The following is an 18210-nucleotide window of genomic DNA, read 5'->3' on the forward strand; positions in this document are numbered from 1 at the left end:
TTGAATTAGGATTATGCTTTTACTTTTACGATTACTTTTTTCACACCATCCGGAGTGATGCCGGGAGCATGACCGTCTTGCGGGAAGAAGATAGCAAACATTCCCGGTTTTACGGCAACGTATGTTTCTGCCAATCCTTCAAAGAAAGTAATGTCTTTTTCTGCGTTATAAGGTGCATCTGCCGGAACACAATCTTTTGCAGCGGTATACCCCATAATTTCTGTTCCCGACAACGGGATTTGAATATCAATAAATTCGTTATGAGTTTCCAGTTTGGCTTCCTCTTTTGTTTTAGGCTTGGTTTGTGCGATATTCACGAACAGATCTTTCCCTTTCAGTTCTGTCTTACCAATTTCCATGGCTTGGAGGTCATGAGACTTCAAGAAGTCAATGGCTTGTGCAAACAAAGGATTTAAAGACGCATATTTCTCCAGATTTTCTAAAGTATCTACTACCATATAAGTTAAATTTTAAAGTTTATATTCCAGGCATTATTTATTCAAAATCATCAATCGTATAATTTATAAAATCAGCAAACCGCTTGAACTGGCGGAACGCTTTGTCCATCTGTTCCAACATATCCGGCCGGGTAAAGAAGTCATCAGGAACATTATAAGAGCAAACATACTCTTTACATTTCAAATAATCAACGTACTTGAAGTCTTTCGGGAAACCTTTCGGAGCTGTTTTCAGAAAATCCTCCCCTATCACCGGAAAGTATTTCTTAAACTCCGGATCCTCTACGATCGCAACAAATTCCTCGATATTGTCATAAATAGACTGACGCACTGCTTTCAGGATATTGGAAGGCAGACACAAGCTTCCTCCGGCAAGCATCGAACCATCCGGCTGCAAGTGGACATAATATCCACAATGGTCAGATTTCTTTCCTTTGGCATTGATATAACCACCGAAATGTATTTTATAAGGTGTTTTATCCGCAGAGAAGCGGGTATCCCGGTAAATGCGATAAGTACAGTCTTTGGGTTGAATTCCCCGGATAGTTTCATCAAACAGGGAAATACGGGCAATCACTGTTGCCAAAAAGTTGTCGAACTCGGCACGGGCTGTTTCATATTCTGCCTTGTGCTCATTAAACCACTCACGATTATTATTCGCGGAAAGATCTTTTAAAAACTGAAAGATAACGGGTATGTTCATCTTTATCATTTTCTATTATTACTCTACAAACGTACAAATTTTATTTCATATAAACTACAAAAGGGGGTAAAAGGACATAAAAAAAGCATCGGCCTGGTAAAACCGATGCTTTAACACATTTATCAAAAAAACAGACTCTTCTGTCTCTGACGTACTTTAGCTTTCACAAGTGGAGTACAATCTCTTTAATTAATCTTATATCTAATACTATGAAAAACACATAAATATAACAGTACAAAAGTGACATTTGTTCAGCAATACTCTGTATATTTCAGTTAATTATCGTTTATAGAATGAAATGTTTCTCATTTATAGGCAATACAATACGTTCCCAGTCAATCATGGCGTTGAATAACATAATATGTGAATAGTCATTTAAATGTTCTTGCGCGATGTCTTTCTCAACAATCAATTGCTTATTCAGAAGTTCCGCCCGCTTCGTTCCCCGGAGTAACGGATGAGCCGGAGTAAACCATGTGTGCCCATCGTAGAGGGCGATATTGGCAATAGAAGTATCTGTCAGATAGCCGTCTTTCACGATTAAAATATCATCTGCCATTCCTCTTTGGGCATACAAAGCGTTCAGTTCTTCCCGATGTGTGCTTTTGTAAGTGTAATTAATGGTATCGGATTCTATCAGATGCAAAGAGGACACTTTTCGCATCTGATAAGGAGCATACGTGACTTCTCCTACTTCTTTTCCATACACAATCCGACATTTATGAATCCCGTTTAAAACTGGTGGCGATATATACTCGCGCAAATCAAGCGGAACACTATCTTTCCAAAAGACCGCACGGGTTCTATTGAAACGCTCTGTGTGATAATCAAGATTATAAATCTGTCCATCCTCTATCCGGATAGTCTCAATAAATGGGTACATATACTTTTTGTTTCATTTCGTTATACTCACTTTCCGCATCGCTCTGACAGGTTATTCCACCTCCACTTTTAAAATACATTTTTTCTCCTTCCTGTTCTACAAAACGTATCATAACGGCACTATCCAAATTAATTCCATCCGAATAGCCCATAATTCCTGTATAAAATCCTCTGTCGTAGGTTTCAGCTTCCCGAATAATCTGCATCGTTTTTTTCTTGGGGGCACCGGTAATGGAACCGGCTGGCAAAAGTCGGAAAATAAGTTCTCCCAAATGTTCCGGATAGTTTTCCGGCAATATGCCTTGGATTTCAGAGCTTGTCTGAAGAATCGCCCCCTGATTAGTCTGCAATGTATCGATATACCGATACCGGGAAACGGACACTTGATTGGCAACCATGCTTAAATCATTACGAATCAAGTCTACGATAGTAGCGTGTTCTGCCGCCTCTTTAGGATCGTTCATCAATAATTGGGCAGCAGAAGGAATGGAAGCGTCAATAGTCCCTTTCATCGGGTATGAGCTAATTTTCCCCTGATGAATTCTCACAAATATTTCTGGAGAAAAAACAGTAAAAGTGTCTTTAACCCATAGCTTATAAATCGCTTTAGAGTGATAATAAATATCTTCCAGAGTGAGATTGGTATCTACCGGAGTGCGACAAGTCAGATTTGTGAGAAAACTATTTCCAGCCAAGATATTCTGTCGGACAATATTAAACGAGCGTTGATAGGAATAGAAAGATTCTGCAGAAGGCTGCCAATGGATAGAGTTCGCTGGTTTAGCAGAAAAAGAAGGTGTATACTTTTCAGTTGACGTAGCTTGATTGGTAAATCCATTCAAATTATACAAAAGTTCAGTAGAATCAACAGCAGCAACCTCTTCTATATAAGATGCATCCTGCAGATAATTGATAATAAAAACAAAAGGACGATGGTGTTGTCCAAACTGATTCATCCGTTTGATGGCCTGTTCCTTATTATATAAGTGCATAAAATATTTCAGCGTTTAGGAACGGCAAATGTACACAAAAAGTATAGATTAGAAAAAGATAGCAATAAAAAAGGGTTGCCCGACGTATCATACCGGCAACCCTCTATCATTTATAAGATTGGTCAAATTACTTCATAACAGCTTTCACTTGAGGAAGCATCTTTTTCACATTTTCATTTTCCGGAGAGATCTTAGCAGCCTCTTCCAAATAGTCTAATGCTTCTTTAAATCTTCCATCCGCTTTTGCTTTTTCTGCAGCATATTTGTCTGCGTCTGAATTTGCTAAAGGAGCAGCTTTCTTCAGGATATTAGCTCCGTCATTATAACACAGAACTCCTAAACTGTACAATGCATTTGTTTTATACTGCTTGTGATCCAACGGAATTACTTTCTTGAAACAATCTTCTGCTTCTTCTGCTTTTCCAGCTTTCTGTGCTGCAAGTCCTGCTTTCAAATAATGAAGACCATAATTCTTCACCATTGTCTTATTCTTAGGATCGACTTTCAGCCCTTCTTCTAATGTAGCTACATATTCAGCAGTCTTCTTTTGTGCATCTAAAGCCAAAGCCTTACGAGCATACGCATTTCCTATATTAAATTTTTTCTGAATAGCAATATCGAAAAAGGTCACGGCTTCCGCATACTTTTTCACTTCGTCTGCTGCTATACCACAATAGTAAGCTGTTGCAGAATCTTGATTATTAGTCTGTTTCAGATATTCGCTGAACTTCGCATACGCTACTGGATAATTTTTAGCATTAAATGCATCATTTCCTTCTTTTTTCAATTGCTCTGGGGCGGTTTGTGCAAAAACATTAGTCACTACAATACAAAATGCAAATAAAAAAATCAATTTCTTCATAACTTTATGTGTTTTTTAGTTGTTTATCGTCCAAAAGTAGAAGTTATAATAGAAAAACACAACCGTATTTTATTTTTTTGACCTTTTTGAAACCTATATAACTTTCGTTATTCTTCGTAAAAATGACGTTTTCCTATTTATTCATCCCAAACCATATAACTAAACAAAATATTTCTCTTTTATAAATTACTGATTCATAGCTATAAAGAAAAATATGAATAAAAAAGTGCCGGAAAGTTTTTGAGTTTTCATAAAAAGCACTACCTTTGCATCCGCAAATAAGGCTGGTTCCGTAGCTCAGCTGGATAGAGCAACGCCCTTCTAAGGCGTGGGTCAAGCGTTCGAATCGCTTCGGAATCACTATTAACATCCGGTAACAGTTAAATGTTATCGGATTTTTCTTTTAAATAGCTGATATTAAACGTTTTACTTTCGCCCCGTTTAACTTTTAATAACCTGCCTGTGTAGGCATATTTGTAGGCATATCCCCTCTACAGGCATAAAATAGGCATATAAAAATGACGGCAATAAGAGTTGTAAGACAAGGCAAAAAAGGCAAAACCGACCGGCTCCCCCTGTATGTGGAATTTTATATCAACCGTGAGAAAATAAGGATCGCGGTAAGGTTAAGTGTCACGTCCAAAGAATGGGACGAGCAAAACGAAGTGATAAAAGGCCGGGACAAAGAGAGTAAAGACAAAAATTTAATCATCTCAAACATCCGGTCACGTGTAAGCGACATATTTGTTCGTACCCGTCTTAAAAATGAGACGCTGACAAAAGAAAGTTTCTTCCGCCAGTATAACAATCCTTCCGATTTTGGTACCTTCTTTGATTTTGCACGGGTTTACCTCAAACAAATTAGCAAAACAATTTCTTTCGGTACCTGGAAACATCACGTTTCTATCATCAAGAAACTGGAAACATTCGCCCCCGGCCTTGTATTTTCAGAGATTACCCATGAATTTCTCCTGTCTTTCTTTGCATATCTTCGCAAAATAGGTAACATGGATTCTACGGCATGGCGTAACATGGCTACTATCAAAATATATGTAGGTGCCGCCATACGCGGCGGTTATATGGACCAGGACCCGTTCGCGGCCATAAAGATACGTCGCCCCAAAAGTGAAGTTATATACCTGACGGAAGAAGAACTCCTCCGTCTGACCGCCTTGTACCGGTCCGGCCGCCTGGAAGAATGTACCCAGAACGTACTCCGTTTTTTTCTGTTTCTTTGTTTTACTTCTTTGCATATAGGCGATGCAAAAGCATTGCAGATAAACCAGTTCATAGGGAATGAACTACACTACACACGAGGTAAGACCAAAATACCGGTAACTGTACCCTTATCGGACCCGGCACGTTATATTTATGAATATTACCGGGCCGGACGTACAAAAGGTAACTTGTTTATGAACCTTCCCACGGATCAGGATATAAACCGGGTATTGAAAACAATAGCCGGTAAAGTAGGAATAACAAAGGATATCAGTTCAAAGACCGGGCGGCATACATTCGCTACCTTGTATTATAAGAAAACACATGATATCGTAACGCTATCCCACCTTTTGGGACATAGTTCTATAACTATGACAATGGTTTACGCACATGCTCTGGAAGATGAACGCGAAGCGGGAATACACGCCTTTGATGATATGTTATAACTAAAAGAGTGAAGGGGGAACCGTATTTCCCGCTTCCCCCTTTCGCTTTTCTACTCCAACGTATAAACACTCCAGTCTATCGCCTTTTTAAGTTCCCAGCCTTCCTTTTGTGTCTCCTGTATATGTTTCACGGCACCGGTGTAAAACTCTTGTAGTTGCTGCATACTTGCAAACTCGTAAAACGTCGGGTTGTCTTCTTCCCCGAGCTTGAAAGTAACAGGAAGGTTTTCCCCGCCTGTCTGCAAGGCAAGATCGTACGCCGTCTTATAATTCATCTGGTTCTCCATGGAAAGCCAGACTTTCAGACCGTTCCATATGTACCCGCTTTCGATCGTGTCGGTTATCTTCCGGTTATACCATTCATTAATAACCGCCTTGATTTCTGCCAGTGCGGGTAGATGATCGAACGTCTCTTCCATGTAACTACGTTGGACTCCTTCTGCTGTCTCTGTTTCCTGGTAATCCCACGTAATGCGCCAGATTCCCCGGCGGCGGTTGGTACATCTTACCGGTTCCGCCTTGCTGTCTGCATAAATTCGTATCATTTCAAGTAAAATGTATAATTATCAATCCTTTTTCACTTACTTCACCTTCGCAATGTGCTTCAAAAGGCAGTTCTCCGTCTCTTGCCGCTGATTCACAAATGAAAAGGGTTTCCTCAAGGCTGGTAAAATACTTTCTCTCCTTGCCGTCGAGTTCCAGCTTTATAACAGTCCGGTTTCCGTTTTTCGTCGGAACATCCTTTTCATAATCAAGTACGATCACATCCTTGTTCATCAGTTCGGGCGACTTGATCCTTGCCCCGGTAAATCGTTTCCGTCCGTCTTTAGGCTTGTACTTGTAGCCCAAATCTTTTAATTTTTTCATTTTCTTTCCTGTTAGTTTATAAAATAAGTTCTTGCAATCAGCATGTTTTGTAAGCCCGTAAAATGAAGCGGTTAACTCCTGCCTACGTTTCTTGCTTTTAACCTTGTGCATCTTGCGGGCGAACTTTTGTTTGTTACGCTTCCTTAACCGCACATGATCCGGGCGGGTTACATATCCCAGAAAGTCGATACCTTCGGTAATCGGGAAAACGGTATCATTACTTTTAATCTCCAGGCGGGCTTTACGGGCCTGTTCATGAATGATATCCCTAACCTTCCAAAGGTATTTCTTGCTACCAGAAAGCACCAGACCGTCGTCACAATACCGGTAATAGTGTGCTACTGCCTCCTGATCCTTTAACCGGTGATCCAGATAAATAGACAGAAGCAAATTACAAAGCCCCTGCGATGATCTTAGTCCGATACTCACGCCTTTAGGCATCATGCGGATGCACTCTTCCAGGATTCCGATCAATATTTTATCCTTGAACATCTTTTTCACTGCATCCAGCAAAACGTCCTGGTCTACGCTCTCATAGAATTTCGTTATATCGAACTGGTACCCGAACAGGGTTCCTTCGGGATCATCCTTTATATCTTTAACGATATACTGTAAAAGGTCATGCGTTCCCCTGTTTTTAATGGATGCGGAAGTAGTCCGGATAAAACGTACTTTCAAATGCCGGTCCACCACATTCATAACGGCGTTAAGAACGATCCTGTCTTCCAGGGAAACCGATTGTACGATCCTTACTTTCGGCCCGTCGTCTACGGTCATTTCCCGATATCCTCCGAGCTTGAACCGCCCACTCCTGATCCGCTGCCTGATCCTCTCTACCGCCTTCGGGACATCCGCCAGTATTCTACGCCCGGCAAAGCTGCGCTTTCGTCTTCTTTTGCGCAATACCGTTTTTATGGCGTCCTCTATATTGGCGTCCTCGACAATCTCTTCTATAATATTATCTTCTCTCCACATGATAATTAAATCAGCCTTCAATTCCCCGGGCCGGGCTTCTTCGAAAAAACTTCCTACCAAACCCCATTGCCCTGCGCTTTATTTTTCCCCTTTCCAACCGTAAACGGCTGCTGTTGGCGAGGCTCATTCCTCTTGGCTCCACGCCGGGAACACGTTCCCACTGTTGTACACCAATTTTCAAGGCTTATGCGCTTTTTCTTTATTCTAATTGTTTGCAAGCCGAACACCGATGTTCGCATTCGTGTTCGATGAATCGTTATTCGCGTTCGCATACGAAACACCGCCTAACGCGTTCGCGTTGTTGTTCGACCGATACACCACACGAGTGTATATGAGGAAATCCGCCTTTGTACTTTTCGGAAGTACCGGCGCCCGTCTTACTTTCCGGACGCCCGCGCTACCCGCACAACGTTTTACGTTGCTGTTTTTTCTCTTAATCTGCCTGATTTATGGCTTTAAAGGCCGCGACGCTGCCCGCCCAGCGTATTATGCCCCTGAAGGCAAGCCGAACACCGATGCCCGCATTCGTGCTCGATGAATCGGCACTCGCGCTCGCATACGAAACACCGCCTAACGCGCTCGCGTTGTTGCTCGACCGATACACCACACGAGAAAGACCGGTACCCACATAGAACCTATCGAACCAATGTGAGGAAGTGGAACCGCCTTCTTTAGCTGCAATCAAATCCATATACTGGCCCCAAACCATGTGGGTAGGATAAATATCCGCGTTATAAACAGTAATTCCCTGTACAATGCGTTCCGTTCCGTCCGGCATGGTAATAAACCACCTTCCGTCCGCCGCCGTCTTGTTTACTGTGACATACTGCAACCATTCCGCCTTGTTTCCCTGGAAATTCTCATATCCCAGCACATTGACGGACTGATAATTTACACCGTCCCGATAAGCACCTTCCGCCTGTGGATTGGAACCGCCCTTTTCCTTATAATAAGAAACCGTATCACGCATCCCCAGCGCATTGGTAAGGCCTGTCACTTTCTGGTAATTGTTTGTTCCATATCCGCAAACTCCCTGCGAATCGGTATTACCGTATTTAAAGAAATGCAGATTACCCACATCCTTGTGCATCTCCCAGTCGAACAGCTGGAAACCTTTGCCCCGATTCTGGGCGTATTTGACTGCCTGGCTCTGTGAAATGGTTCCTACACTTGAAACACCGCTGACAGAACGCAGCACATCATCAATCAGGTAGGCTTCATAAGCACCGCCCAGGCATTCCGTATGCTCTACCCAGTCCGGCTCGATCGCTTCCACACTTTCCGACGTTGTGAGTAAAACGAAATCGAAGGCCGCCGAATTAAGGAAAGTAAAGGCCAGGAAAGTAGCCCCTGCGGGAACAGCACAAAACAGGTACATACCATTAATAAAACCGTTCGCGTTTGAAACGCTTACCCGACTTACTATTTTGCCCGTATCATCTATAAATGCAGCCCCGTAAAGAGTGGAAGCCAGACCGGGGAAACGGACCTGCTTGTAATCCCGCACGTCCACCAGGGCGAACGATCCGGATTCGTATTCATTCTTCGCCTCTTCAAGGGTCGTGTAATCCGTATTCTTACGAATCCCGATCCCTTCCGTTACCTCCAGCTCTTCGCGGGTAAGTTTTACACTGGTGTACCCTGCCGCTGCCGGCGCATCCTCATTGCTTGAAATAAAACCGTACAGACATTGGTTCAGCACGTCCGTTACTCCCTTGTACCAGTAATGAGGCTCATATACGTAAACTTCGCCTTCCGATCCGGTTAATACTGCATCCGTGGCGTTCTCCACGCTGTCACTGTCGGCGTATTTGTTCCGGCTCTCATCATGAAGCGGATAACAGGTCATTTCACCCTCCGCCGTCTTTTTGGCCAGAACGCAATGTCTTTTCGCCAACACCTCCAGGATATGGGAAGACGGGGTAAATTCCGTATTATAGTCATATCCGGTAGAGTTATCCAGGTTTGTAATCTTTTCCCCGTCCTCTACCGTCTGGTCTATTTTTATGCAGACAAACTGCGGCTGAATGATATTCAGTTCCGGGAAGTGCGCACAGGTGGCGGCGTACTCTTCGTCCGACATGGACTGGGTCAGCCGGTACGTACCCACCAGGCGGCACGTCTGCACGTTTCCCCCGTCTTCATCAACACCGCCCATTGTCATAAGCCCGCGAAGCAAACTTCCGTCCCCGTCCATATCTATACCGGTAATTCGTAGATAGCTGGTCGCGCTGCATTGCTGTAACAACGTGTTCCAGTCGATCAGGCTACAGTTATCAATCACAAGGCGCGTGATATTTGCCGTGCTTTCCAGCTGCAGCCCTGCATTGGTCAGTTTGTTCAGGTACCGGAGCTCCAGCGTCTGCAAAGTTGCGGGAAGGACGCAAACGGCCAGAGGCGCACCGCCGGCGAATGTCACACCGGTAAGGGATGTATCACCGGCCAGGAAGGTTTCAAGTTTGGTGTTGCTTGAAAGGTCCATACCGGTAAAGGAAGAGGATTTAAGCCCGGATATGTCGAGTTGTCGAAGGTTACGGCAATTACCCACCAGAAGGGCATTAAGTGTCATCTGTCCGGCCTCACAGCTAACATTCAGTTCACGCAAGGCCGTACAGTTGTTCAGGTTCAACGTGCCGACAATGGCGTGGGCTACATCCGTCAGATCAAGCCCGCGAATACGGCTTGCACCGTAGAAATATTGCGGATCGTTTACTATTAAATCCGTGTCCATTGTCAGTTCCACCACAGCCCCGGCCGTTTCTGCAAGTACCGCGCTTTGGTGCGGTGTTCCGGACGTGTAACCGTACCCGTAATAATACCGTTCGGAGGCCGTAATCCGAATTTTCCGGTTATCGCTGCCGAACTTATACCCGAAATAAGCTGCGAAGCTGTCACGACGATAAGTACCGGCCACGTATTGACTATCCAGAAGGGCGAAACGGTTCTGAATGGTATAAGTACGGTGCGCGTAACGGCTTCCCTGCAAGGCATACAGATAATTATAATAACTGGTTCCGCTGCCGGTTGTCACCCCTTCGGTAAGCGGAAGGATATATTTATATTCCGAATCCTTGTTATAAATCCGCTCGCACCAGTTGCCCATTTGTTCCTCGTTAAATACTTGCAGGACATATTCAAGGCTCATATTGCTACGCAAGGTTTCCGCCACTTCACGCAATTTGTCCGGACAAGATCGTACCAGTTCCCATAAAACGGAATCATGGCCGGCAAAAGCATAACTACCGATACTATCGTCAAAACTTTCGTGGGTAATGGTATATTCGTATTTCAGTACCGAATCATTACGCACACCGAACAACGTGTCCATATCGTAAGGAAGGAAATACCAGATCAGGCCGTCCCAGGTCGCCAGCATCATATTTTTTGCCCGGTTATCCACGGCCATAAAGTAATCGGTAATCAGATACCATGCAAACGGGCTGTCATTACCGAAATACTGGTTATATTCCGCCAGGAACTTGGCGGGATTACCTTTACATGAATCTACCCAGTTCCAAAGTCTTATAACTGCCGCCTTGTCGTCCTCGTGTGCATCCGCCCAGGTAGTATCTGCTTTGAAACGAAATTCCAGCGCATCATCAAAAGAAGACATGTCGGTAGTCCCGAACAAACAAAGGGCCTCGGAGTTATTCAGGAACTCCAGACAGATACATTTGTTACGCTGCCCGTTCAGGGACGCTTCGTCGTTGAATCCTTCAATTCCTTCAAAACCGTAAATGATCGCACTTTCCGACTTCTCATTATTGAAATTGTATTTTCCCAGATAAGTATTCGTACCGGTGCCGTCGTTATCATAAAACAGGTCCATAGGGAAACCGTCTACACCTATACGTACGTCATATTCCCCCTTATATGCAGCCTGCGGCGGCGTCAACCACCCGCACTTCTTCCAAATGTCATTCACAATACGCACCGCACCGGTATTATGTGTACCGGAAGAATCGGAAAAGTCCGCTTTCAAACAGAATATACTGATCGGCCGTGCTCCCGGTTTGAAACTGTATTCAAGAGACGGCACATCCACGCCGTTAACTTCCAGCGTGGTACCGTATTTCTCCAAGCGCAAGAAATAAAGACGGTAATTCTTACGCGGATAAGTGGTGGATGATGTACCTTGTATTCTTAGACCGACATTCCTTGCTACAAAGTCATACTCCTTACCGTACGGGCTATAAAAATAGATATCGACCGGGACCTCGAATTTCTTGTTATTGGTGGCGTTGACAAGGTTCACATCGCCGACAATTCGCATAACCGCCTTTCCTTGGGCGCGTAGCTTGTCTATGTCGATATCCGTACCGTTGTCCCCCGTAACATCGTTCTTTTCAAATAACAGGACCATTTCGTCCGACGTAGTCCGGTCTACCATGTAATTGTTCAGTTCTTCATCATCCGTAAGCGCACGGTTATAAATACGGAAATTCCTGATCTCCACATCCGCCGTATCACTGAATAAACGGATGTTCACCGGTTCCGCCTGCAGTAGTCCTTCGGTAGCCCCATACTGTACAGCCCCGCAACGGATTCCGTTTACATAAAGTTCCAGCAACCGTTTGCCAGCCTTGGACCCGACAATAAAGGCTATTTTCAGGTTCATATCACTTGCAAACTTTGTACTTACTTCCGTACCGCCAGAAACACGCATAAGGGCCTGCTCCGTTGTCATTTGGAAACCGATATCGCCGGCCATACAGTCCAGTATTACCCCCTGCCGGTCCGTTACCGACGAACAAAGAATCTCCATTTCATAGGTAGCCCCGGTAGTGGTTGCATCTGTGGAGAACGGCTGGTACCCGATTTCAATCTTCGCGCCTCCTGTAAGTTTCAGGGCGTCACCCGTCCAGCCGTTGCTGTTCCAGTCGAAACCCGCAAACGTTGTATGTATGTCGCCATAATCCCAGGCTCCCGGATCGGATTCACTGTTACTCCGCCCGGCTGCCGAAAGTTTCAGTACAAGCCCGGCAGTAGTTTCTTGCAAGTCGATGCCGCTTTCCGTCACGTCGATATAAAACGGGTATTCCGTGGCTCCCGTCTTAAATTTCATATTGATTTCACCCTGTTCCGTAAAACGGTTGGTATATGTCTGCGTAGTACGGGCCACACTGACAGACTGCGTTTTCACCCCGTCCCGGTAAACGTCCACTTTGGCCGGCGTCGCGGCGGGATCATAAGCCACAAAGTTAAATTTCACCTGTTCGTACTGCCCCGCTTCCAGGCGCGGAACAAGATGATCCTCCGTAAAAATACGGCCGTCCGGAAAACTTATCATCGTGCCGATGAACGGTGCCGATCCTCCGGATTTCAGGATATCAATGTAGATACTTTCAGACTTTAACACGAGCTCGGCGGAAGCCTCCATTTCGGCAACCATTTGAACGGTATTCCGACCGGTTACAAGCGAAGACGGGGACAAACTGAAACTGCCGTTTGTCGTTCCCGATCTTGTAATGGTGTGCGCGTTCTGTTGCTGGCCGTTCAGATAAAGCGTGACGACCTTTGTTCCGGAACCGTTGACGGCATAAGGAATATTAATCGTATCGGCCAGCGTATAACCGCCAGCGGCTATGGCCCCGGCCAGATTATAAGAGCTGGTAAGGGAAAGGCTGACAACCTTTACGGATGTAAATGCCTGCCGGGTTTGTTTCTTGCCAGTAGTCGGATCGGTAGTGGTTGCCACTACGTAAATATCCGTGTTTCCCACAAGCAAGTAACTTGAAAGGTCCAGTTCGTAACTACCTTTAGAAACATCGCTGACTGTTTGGGAATACATGGTAGTTGTTCCACGCCTAATCGTAACGGTTATATCTGCCTTTTGCCCGGTGGATTCCCCTTTTTCGTCCCCCGTGGTGTACTGGTGATCGTACGTATAAGTAAGACGGGCGTTTCCGCCTTCCTTGATTATGGTGTTATCTACAGCCGCATTTAAGGCAATTTTAGTAGCCACCGTTTCGCCGGAACCTCCACCGGAACCGGCCGGGATATCCACGGCGGTAATTTCCGCGCCGCTTTTGTTCTGGAAAGACAGACGGACGGATGTTTCATCCTCGCTTACTTCCGCATTTACATTAAACAGCGTGGAAGCGTCCACCTCGTTAAAACGGGCGGTTACTACCTTGTTTTCTACCGGATTGGTAGAATCGGCGGACAAAGTCTCGTCCACTTCCAGGATATCCACGTTTACATTCACATTACCGGCCGCGTCCGGCGTCTGCTTCTCGCCGTTTACCGTTACACTCTTTACCGTTCCTTTGCCGCCGAACTCTTCCCAGCTCGCCTCCTGATCCCAGACAGCCGGATCGGTTCCGGCAAATTGCCACGTCTCCCATTTACCGAGCGATGTTTCAAAGGTGATAACACGCCCCCGGCCGCGTTGTTTTTCCGGTACCGCGGCAATGGCGGAAGCAAGAGTATAGAAACCTTCTGCAAGTGGTATGTTACCGGTTACGTTATAAGTATTCCCGCCGGCCGAACCGCCGCTGCCGAAATCCTCCCACTTTTCGACATTTTCAAAATCCGTGTCCGGATTACCTCTAAATTGTTTCGTCACCCAGCCGTCGGCAGTAAGAAAAGAAAGGATTACACCGTTTTTCCGTACATTGTTAATCTTTCCCGCCGTTTTCAATGCTGCAAATACCCCCGACAGATCACTATAAACGGTACCGGCGTTCAAAAGGTTGTTTACATTGGTAAAGGTGGAAGACAGACGCCCGTCCGTTTCCTGTAACCCCTGTTTCATTTTGTCACGGTCTATCTGCAATGTGCTTATGTCATCGGAACAACTGGTTATATCCTGGGACAAACTTTTCAGTTTTCCCCAAAGGGAACCGTCTTCACTCTCCGAACCGTCTTCACTGCCGATACGGGCGTTAATATCAGCCAGCAATGCGGCAAGCGAATCACTGTCTTTAAGCCCGTTCAGAAAATTAAGAATCTCGTTAAAGTTGTCGATTGCCTGCGAAGCGTTGTTACCGACAAGTCGGTCGATACGTAAAGAAACGGCGTCTATAGCCTTCTGTAATGCTGCATCGGCGGCAATGCGGGCGGCTTCCTCCGCCTCGACTTCCTTACCCTGGGAAACCAGTTTCAGGTGTTCGTTCAAGAAGCCAAGAACCGCCGCCACCATTTGGTTAGTAACGCTTTCCGCGTCCTCCGCGGTTTCAATGACTATAATAAGATCATCGATATACTCCTGTGTTGCCATATAGATACATTAATTAAATTGTTTGCTGAACTCTTTGGAATGAACCCGCGGTTTCCGGTAGCCGCTTTCCGTGATTTCTCCCGTCCAGTTGGACTCCTTGTCGGCAAACGTGAGCTTTAACGTCACGTTCTGCGGCGCGTCCGGACGGACACGGTAAGAAAACTCTTCCGCCGAAGGAATTACTTTGATCTCTTCCCGGCCGTAACCTGCCAGGTAGACATCATCGGAGGAAAGCAGGTCAAGAAGAAAGCGTATTTCCTGCGGGCGTTTGAATCCCGTCTTAATCGTTACGACTTCCTGTATCTCCGTCCGTATGCGATCCGAATAATAATCATCGGTAATTTCATCGTAACGCCGGAAAACAGCGTCTTCGTCTTCATCCATGCCGGGAGTTACGCTCGCCTCGCCTTCCAGGGAAAACACCTCGTAAACCCCGTAACTGTTCAGGAACCGGAGCCGGTAATGCTCGCGGACCGTCGGGCTTTGCTCGATCCCGATCCGGCAGGCGAACGTTTCACCGCTATACACGTCAAAAAGGTTGCCCAGTACCCCGTAATCGGTAAAGAATTTAAGTCTTACGGCCTCCAGGTTCAAGGCGCAAAAGTTCTCTACCCGGCCTGGCACTGCAAGGCTTTGCCCGGTAAGAAGTTCCGTTATTTTCAGCTCATGCTCCGGATAGATGAAACAGAGCGGGTAAAGCTCCGTCTCGCGCATCGTTATACGCCAGTCGTTGCTCCGGGTGGTAAAGAAGAAATTACAGGATTCATTCAGAAACTTCAAGGAAAAGATATTATTACCCTCTTCATGCAGCTTCTTAAAAGCCCGTTTGCCGATACCTCCACGCCAGGCGGCTAAAACCAGGGTTTCCGTTTCCGCTTCTTCATTCTGCATGATAATCATGATAGTAGCCTTGTTGTACCAGCCGGAGGAAAGGTTTATCAATATATCACTACTTCCACTTAAAACGGGGATATCCTCAAACACTGTTTCCAGAACTTCGGCAATATTTACCTTGAAACTTCCGTTACCGTTGCCGGTAAATAAAGACCTCCGGTATTCAAAGTTTAAACAGTGCATAATATTATACGTCACCATAGAAGTAGTTTCTACCGAAAGATAGACTGGATTTCTGGTAAAGGCGTTTTCCGTCGGGTCGATGCTTGCTGTCAAACTCATAATTCAAAGGTGTTAACGATGAATATTCCGTTAAACTCACTCTTATTTTCAAGCCCGGAGAGGAAACGGTCGCGCTGATCCGTGGGAGACGTCAGGAACTTGTAAAAGTCCGAGAGCCGCCCCGCATGGTTTTCCCTCCAAAGCTTATAAAGCTCCGTCACCTGTGAAGAAGACGGGGCAAGGATGATGTTATTCTGCTTTTCCATGGTGCAAAAGTTGGGTTTATCAAAGGAAGAATAAAGGACGGGATTAACCGGAATAGACAACAGAAACAAAAGTATCTGTATATTCAAATTCGGATTCATACGTAACATCCCGATATGTACCGGGAGTAAAACTTCCAGGCTCGTAGTAAATACTTATTATTGCTGTCGCTTTACATTTATAGTTCCTTTGTAATGTAATTCCCGCTTCCTGGGGATAGTTTTCAACCAAGTATTTATCATCATTACGAGTTGTATATCCGTCAAGCGAGTAAGTTATTGATTTCATTTCGTTCACAGCGGTCGGCCTTTTGTTCCATTCATCCCTCGCCTGTTGTAAAATCCTGTTCCTTTCATTTTCTTTGGCTGTTTCTATATTTGAACTTATAAATTCCCACGTAAAAAGCCTGGAACCAAAAACGGGTGTTTCCTGTTCCTTATCCAAATCGTACGGACCAATCAACCGGAGTGTTCTTAATGTCAGATCAACGGGTACAATCTTATTTGCCGGAAGAGAATAAGAAAGCCCGTCAAAAAGTAAATATTGTCCTCGAAGTATTACCGGTGTTAAGATATCCATACCCGTAAGCCGGTGAACCGGTAACAAAACGTTTGCCTCTATCTTATTGAATGAATGTCTTAATATAGCGTCGTATTTCCTCCAGAAGTTAAAAAACAGGCCATTATCATATTGAAAAAATAGCGACATTGTATGCTTGCTTCCGTCTCTTAATATAACCTCTTCGGCGTCAGAGGTGTAAGGTAACACAGAACCGAAAGGATATTTACTATTTTGGGAAGACGTAAACGCAAACACGAAGGATAACGGTGTTTCCACCTTCTCCGAGTCTTCATCGTTATTATTAGAGGAAGTTTTAAGATACGTGTAACGGTGCACGTAATCAGCAAGATATTGAGGGGAAAGAATATCATTCGGGGCAAAATCCATTGGAACGCATTCGTCGTCGCTGGTTAATTCGTTATCTTCGATATTGTCGGTTTTCCGATCCCAGGAAAAGAAACTCGATGAAGAATAAGTAAGGCGGTTATTATCTTCATCCCATTTAAACCACCGTCCTGTTGTTTCCTCATAATTTAGATGTATCACCCTTTTAGATACATCAACTTTAGTTAACCTTGCGACTTTCTGATCTTTCAAGTAATCTTCAAGTCTTTCAACAGAGGGGGCCGCACCGGTAAAGGAAGTTTTGGCCGATAACTTCATTTGCCGGGCCGTTTCATAAGTTATTAAAGGTTCGTCTGTCAGGCTACGGGATAAATCAATGTCCGGAACATCATCCACAATATCCCGGATCAGTCTTAAAGTGGCCGTTTTCGTATCGGAAGAAACATTATAAACCAGTCCGAAACGCACATAAAGGGCGTTTAAAAAGTCCTCGACCGTACAATCCGGCATCAAATCCGCGTAAGAAAGTTTTCCTTTAACACAACAGTCGGCCGCATTATTCAGGATTACCAAGTTATAAAGTTGTTTATCTGTTTTAAAAGGATTTTCCATTATTGTATATCCAAATTCGGAAAAAACAAGTTCCAGTACACGCCATACATATAAAAAGGCTGTCACGCCGTAACCTTCCGGAAGTGTTACTGCAGTCGGAGTTCCATTTACTAAAAAAGTTTCTGTTCTTGCTTGATAACGTAACCGATAAACTTTGCTTCCTTCTGATACAGGTGTGATATAGTTCAAGTATTTAGGGTAAAACTGATTATCTTTCGAATCGTTACCGGTCATAATCTGAAATACGGCATAATCAGTCTGATAACCTCCTAAAACTTGTTGCAAATGTGCGCAAAGAGAATTAACGCTGCTATACTCCTTCACTGGTAATGTAATAGCATTTAATTTTTTTGCTTTCCATGCGCTGTAGGCTTCCGAATTGTCAAAGCCGATGTTAAGGGTAATACCTTCTTTTTTACCGGCGGAAACAATATTTATCTTCCCGGTACGTTTATATGCTCCGTCCAATACCGTACATGCCTGATCTTCATTCATCGGCTTTATACCCATGTCGAGACGGTGAGCAAAACCGGTTATTTTAGCATTGTTGCCGGTACATGGAACCGTAACCGGTACGGTTTGCGATCCCCGGTCGTTCATGACAGGGGATTTTTCATCAATCTGTACGGTAAAGTCTCCCCCTAAATCCAGATAACCTTTGTTCGTCTTTATCTTTAGCATAATGAT

Annotated in this window: 12 protein-coding genes and 1 tRNA gene; 2 read left to right on the forward strand and 11 right to left on the reverse strand. The window is 44.7% G+C overall.

Going from position 1 to position 18210, the window contains the following annotated elements:
• Positions 1–11: 11 nt before the first annotated feature.
• The 5 genes from DW862_RS19290 to DW862_RS19310 form a co-directional block, all read right to left on the reverse strand.
• A complete protein-coding gene (locus tag DW862_RS19290; RefSeq protein ID WP_008022485.1) occupies positions 12–458 on the reverse strand; it encodes a YhcH/YjgK/YiaL family protein in 447 nt (148 codons plus the stop codon).
• Positions 459–495: 37 nt separating this feature from the next.
• Complete coding sequence (locus tag DW862_RS19295) at positions 496–1170, reverse strand: DUF2461 domain-containing protein (RefSeq protein ID WP_008770653.1); 675 nt, start codon at positions 1168–1170, stop codon at positions 496–498.
• Between the two features lie 277 nt (positions 1171–1447).
• Positions 1448–2044, reverse strand: a complete 597-nt coding sequence (locus DW862_RS19300; protein ID WP_120070002.1) for an aminotransferase class IV family protein — start codon at positions 2042–2044, stop codon at positions 1448–1450.
• Positions 2028–3035, reverse strand: a complete 1008-nt coding sequence (locus DW862_RS19305) for an aminodeoxychorismate synthase component I (protein ID WP_120070005.1) — start codon at positions 3033–3035, stop codon at positions 2028–2030. The genes DW862_RS19300 and DW862_RS19305 overlap by 17 nt, the downstream gene beginning before the upstream one ends.
• Positions 3036–3162: 127 nt before the next feature.
• Positions 3163–3897, reverse strand: a complete 735-nt coding sequence (locus tag DW862_RS19310) for a hypothetical protein (protein ID WP_008022494.1) — start codon at positions 3895–3897, stop codon at positions 3163–3165.
• A 286-nt stretch (positions 3898–4183) separates the two neighbouring features.
• On the opposite strand from DW862_RS19310, the gene DW862_RS19315 reads away from it, so the two are divergent.
• Together DW862_RS19315 and DW862_RS19320 are read left to right on the forward strand one after the other, a co-directional pair.
• Positions 4184–4257, forward strand: a tRNA-Arg gene (locus tag DW862_RS19315).
• Positions 4258–4415: 158 nt separating this feature from the next.
• Positions 4416–5561, forward strand: coding sequence for a site-specific integrase (locus DW862_RS19320; RefSeq protein WP_117683877.1), 1146 nt, complete (start codon positions 4416–4418; stop codon positions 5559–5561).
• 50 nt (positions 5562–5611) lie between these two features.
• Here DW862_RS19320 and DW862_RS19325 read toward each other — a convergent pair whose 3' ends face one another.
• From DW862_RS19325 to DW862_RS19350, 6 genes are all read right to left on the reverse strand, one after another.
• A complete protein-coding gene (locus DW862_RS19325; RefSeq protein ID WP_117683876.1) occupies positions 5612–6106 on the reverse strand; it encodes a hypothetical protein in 495 nt (164 codons plus the stop codon).
• Position 6107: 1 nt separating this feature from the next.
• Positions 6108–7403 carry a reverse transcriptase domain-containing protein gene (locus DW862_RS19330; RefSeq protein WP_117683889.1) on the reverse strand — a complete coding sequence of 432 codons (1296 nt, stop codon included), beginning with the start codon at positions 7401–7403 and terminating at the stop codon, positions 6108–6110.
• A gap of 433 nt (positions 7404–7836) precedes the next feature.
• Positions 7837–14625, reverse strand: coding sequence for a CotH kinase family protein (locus DW862_RS19335; RefSeq protein ID WP_120070008.1), 6789 nt, complete (start codon positions 14623–14625; stop codon positions 7837–7839).
• Positions 14626–14634: 9 nt separating this feature from the next.
• Entirely contained in the window at positions 14635–15801 is a 1167-nt protein-coding gene (locus tag DW862_RS19340) for a hypothetical protein (RefSeq protein WP_117683874.1), read from the reverse strand.
• The gene (locus DW862_RS19345; protein WP_004318206.1) at positions 15798–16007 is read right to left on the reverse strand and encodes a hypothetical protein; all 210 of its coding nucleotides are present in this window, start codon (positions 16005–16007) and stop codon (positions 15798–15800) included. Before DW862_RS19345 ends, DW862_RS19340 begins: the two co-directional genes overlap by 4 nt.
• A gap of 43 nt (positions 16008–16050) precedes the next feature.
• Positions 16051–18204 carry a hypothetical protein gene (locus DW862_RS19350; RefSeq protein WP_008640107.1) on the reverse strand — a complete coding sequence of 718 codons (2154 nt, stop codon included), beginning with the start codon at positions 18202–18204 and terminating at the stop codon, positions 16051–16053.
• Positions 18205–18210 lie beyond the last annotated feature (6 nt).

The sequence above is a fragment of the Bacteroides sp. AM37-9 genome, from assembly GCF_003603455.1.
Classification (GTDB): Bacteria; Bacteroidota; Bacteroidia; order Bacteroidales; family Bacteroidaceae; genus Bacteroides; species Bacteroides xylanisolvens.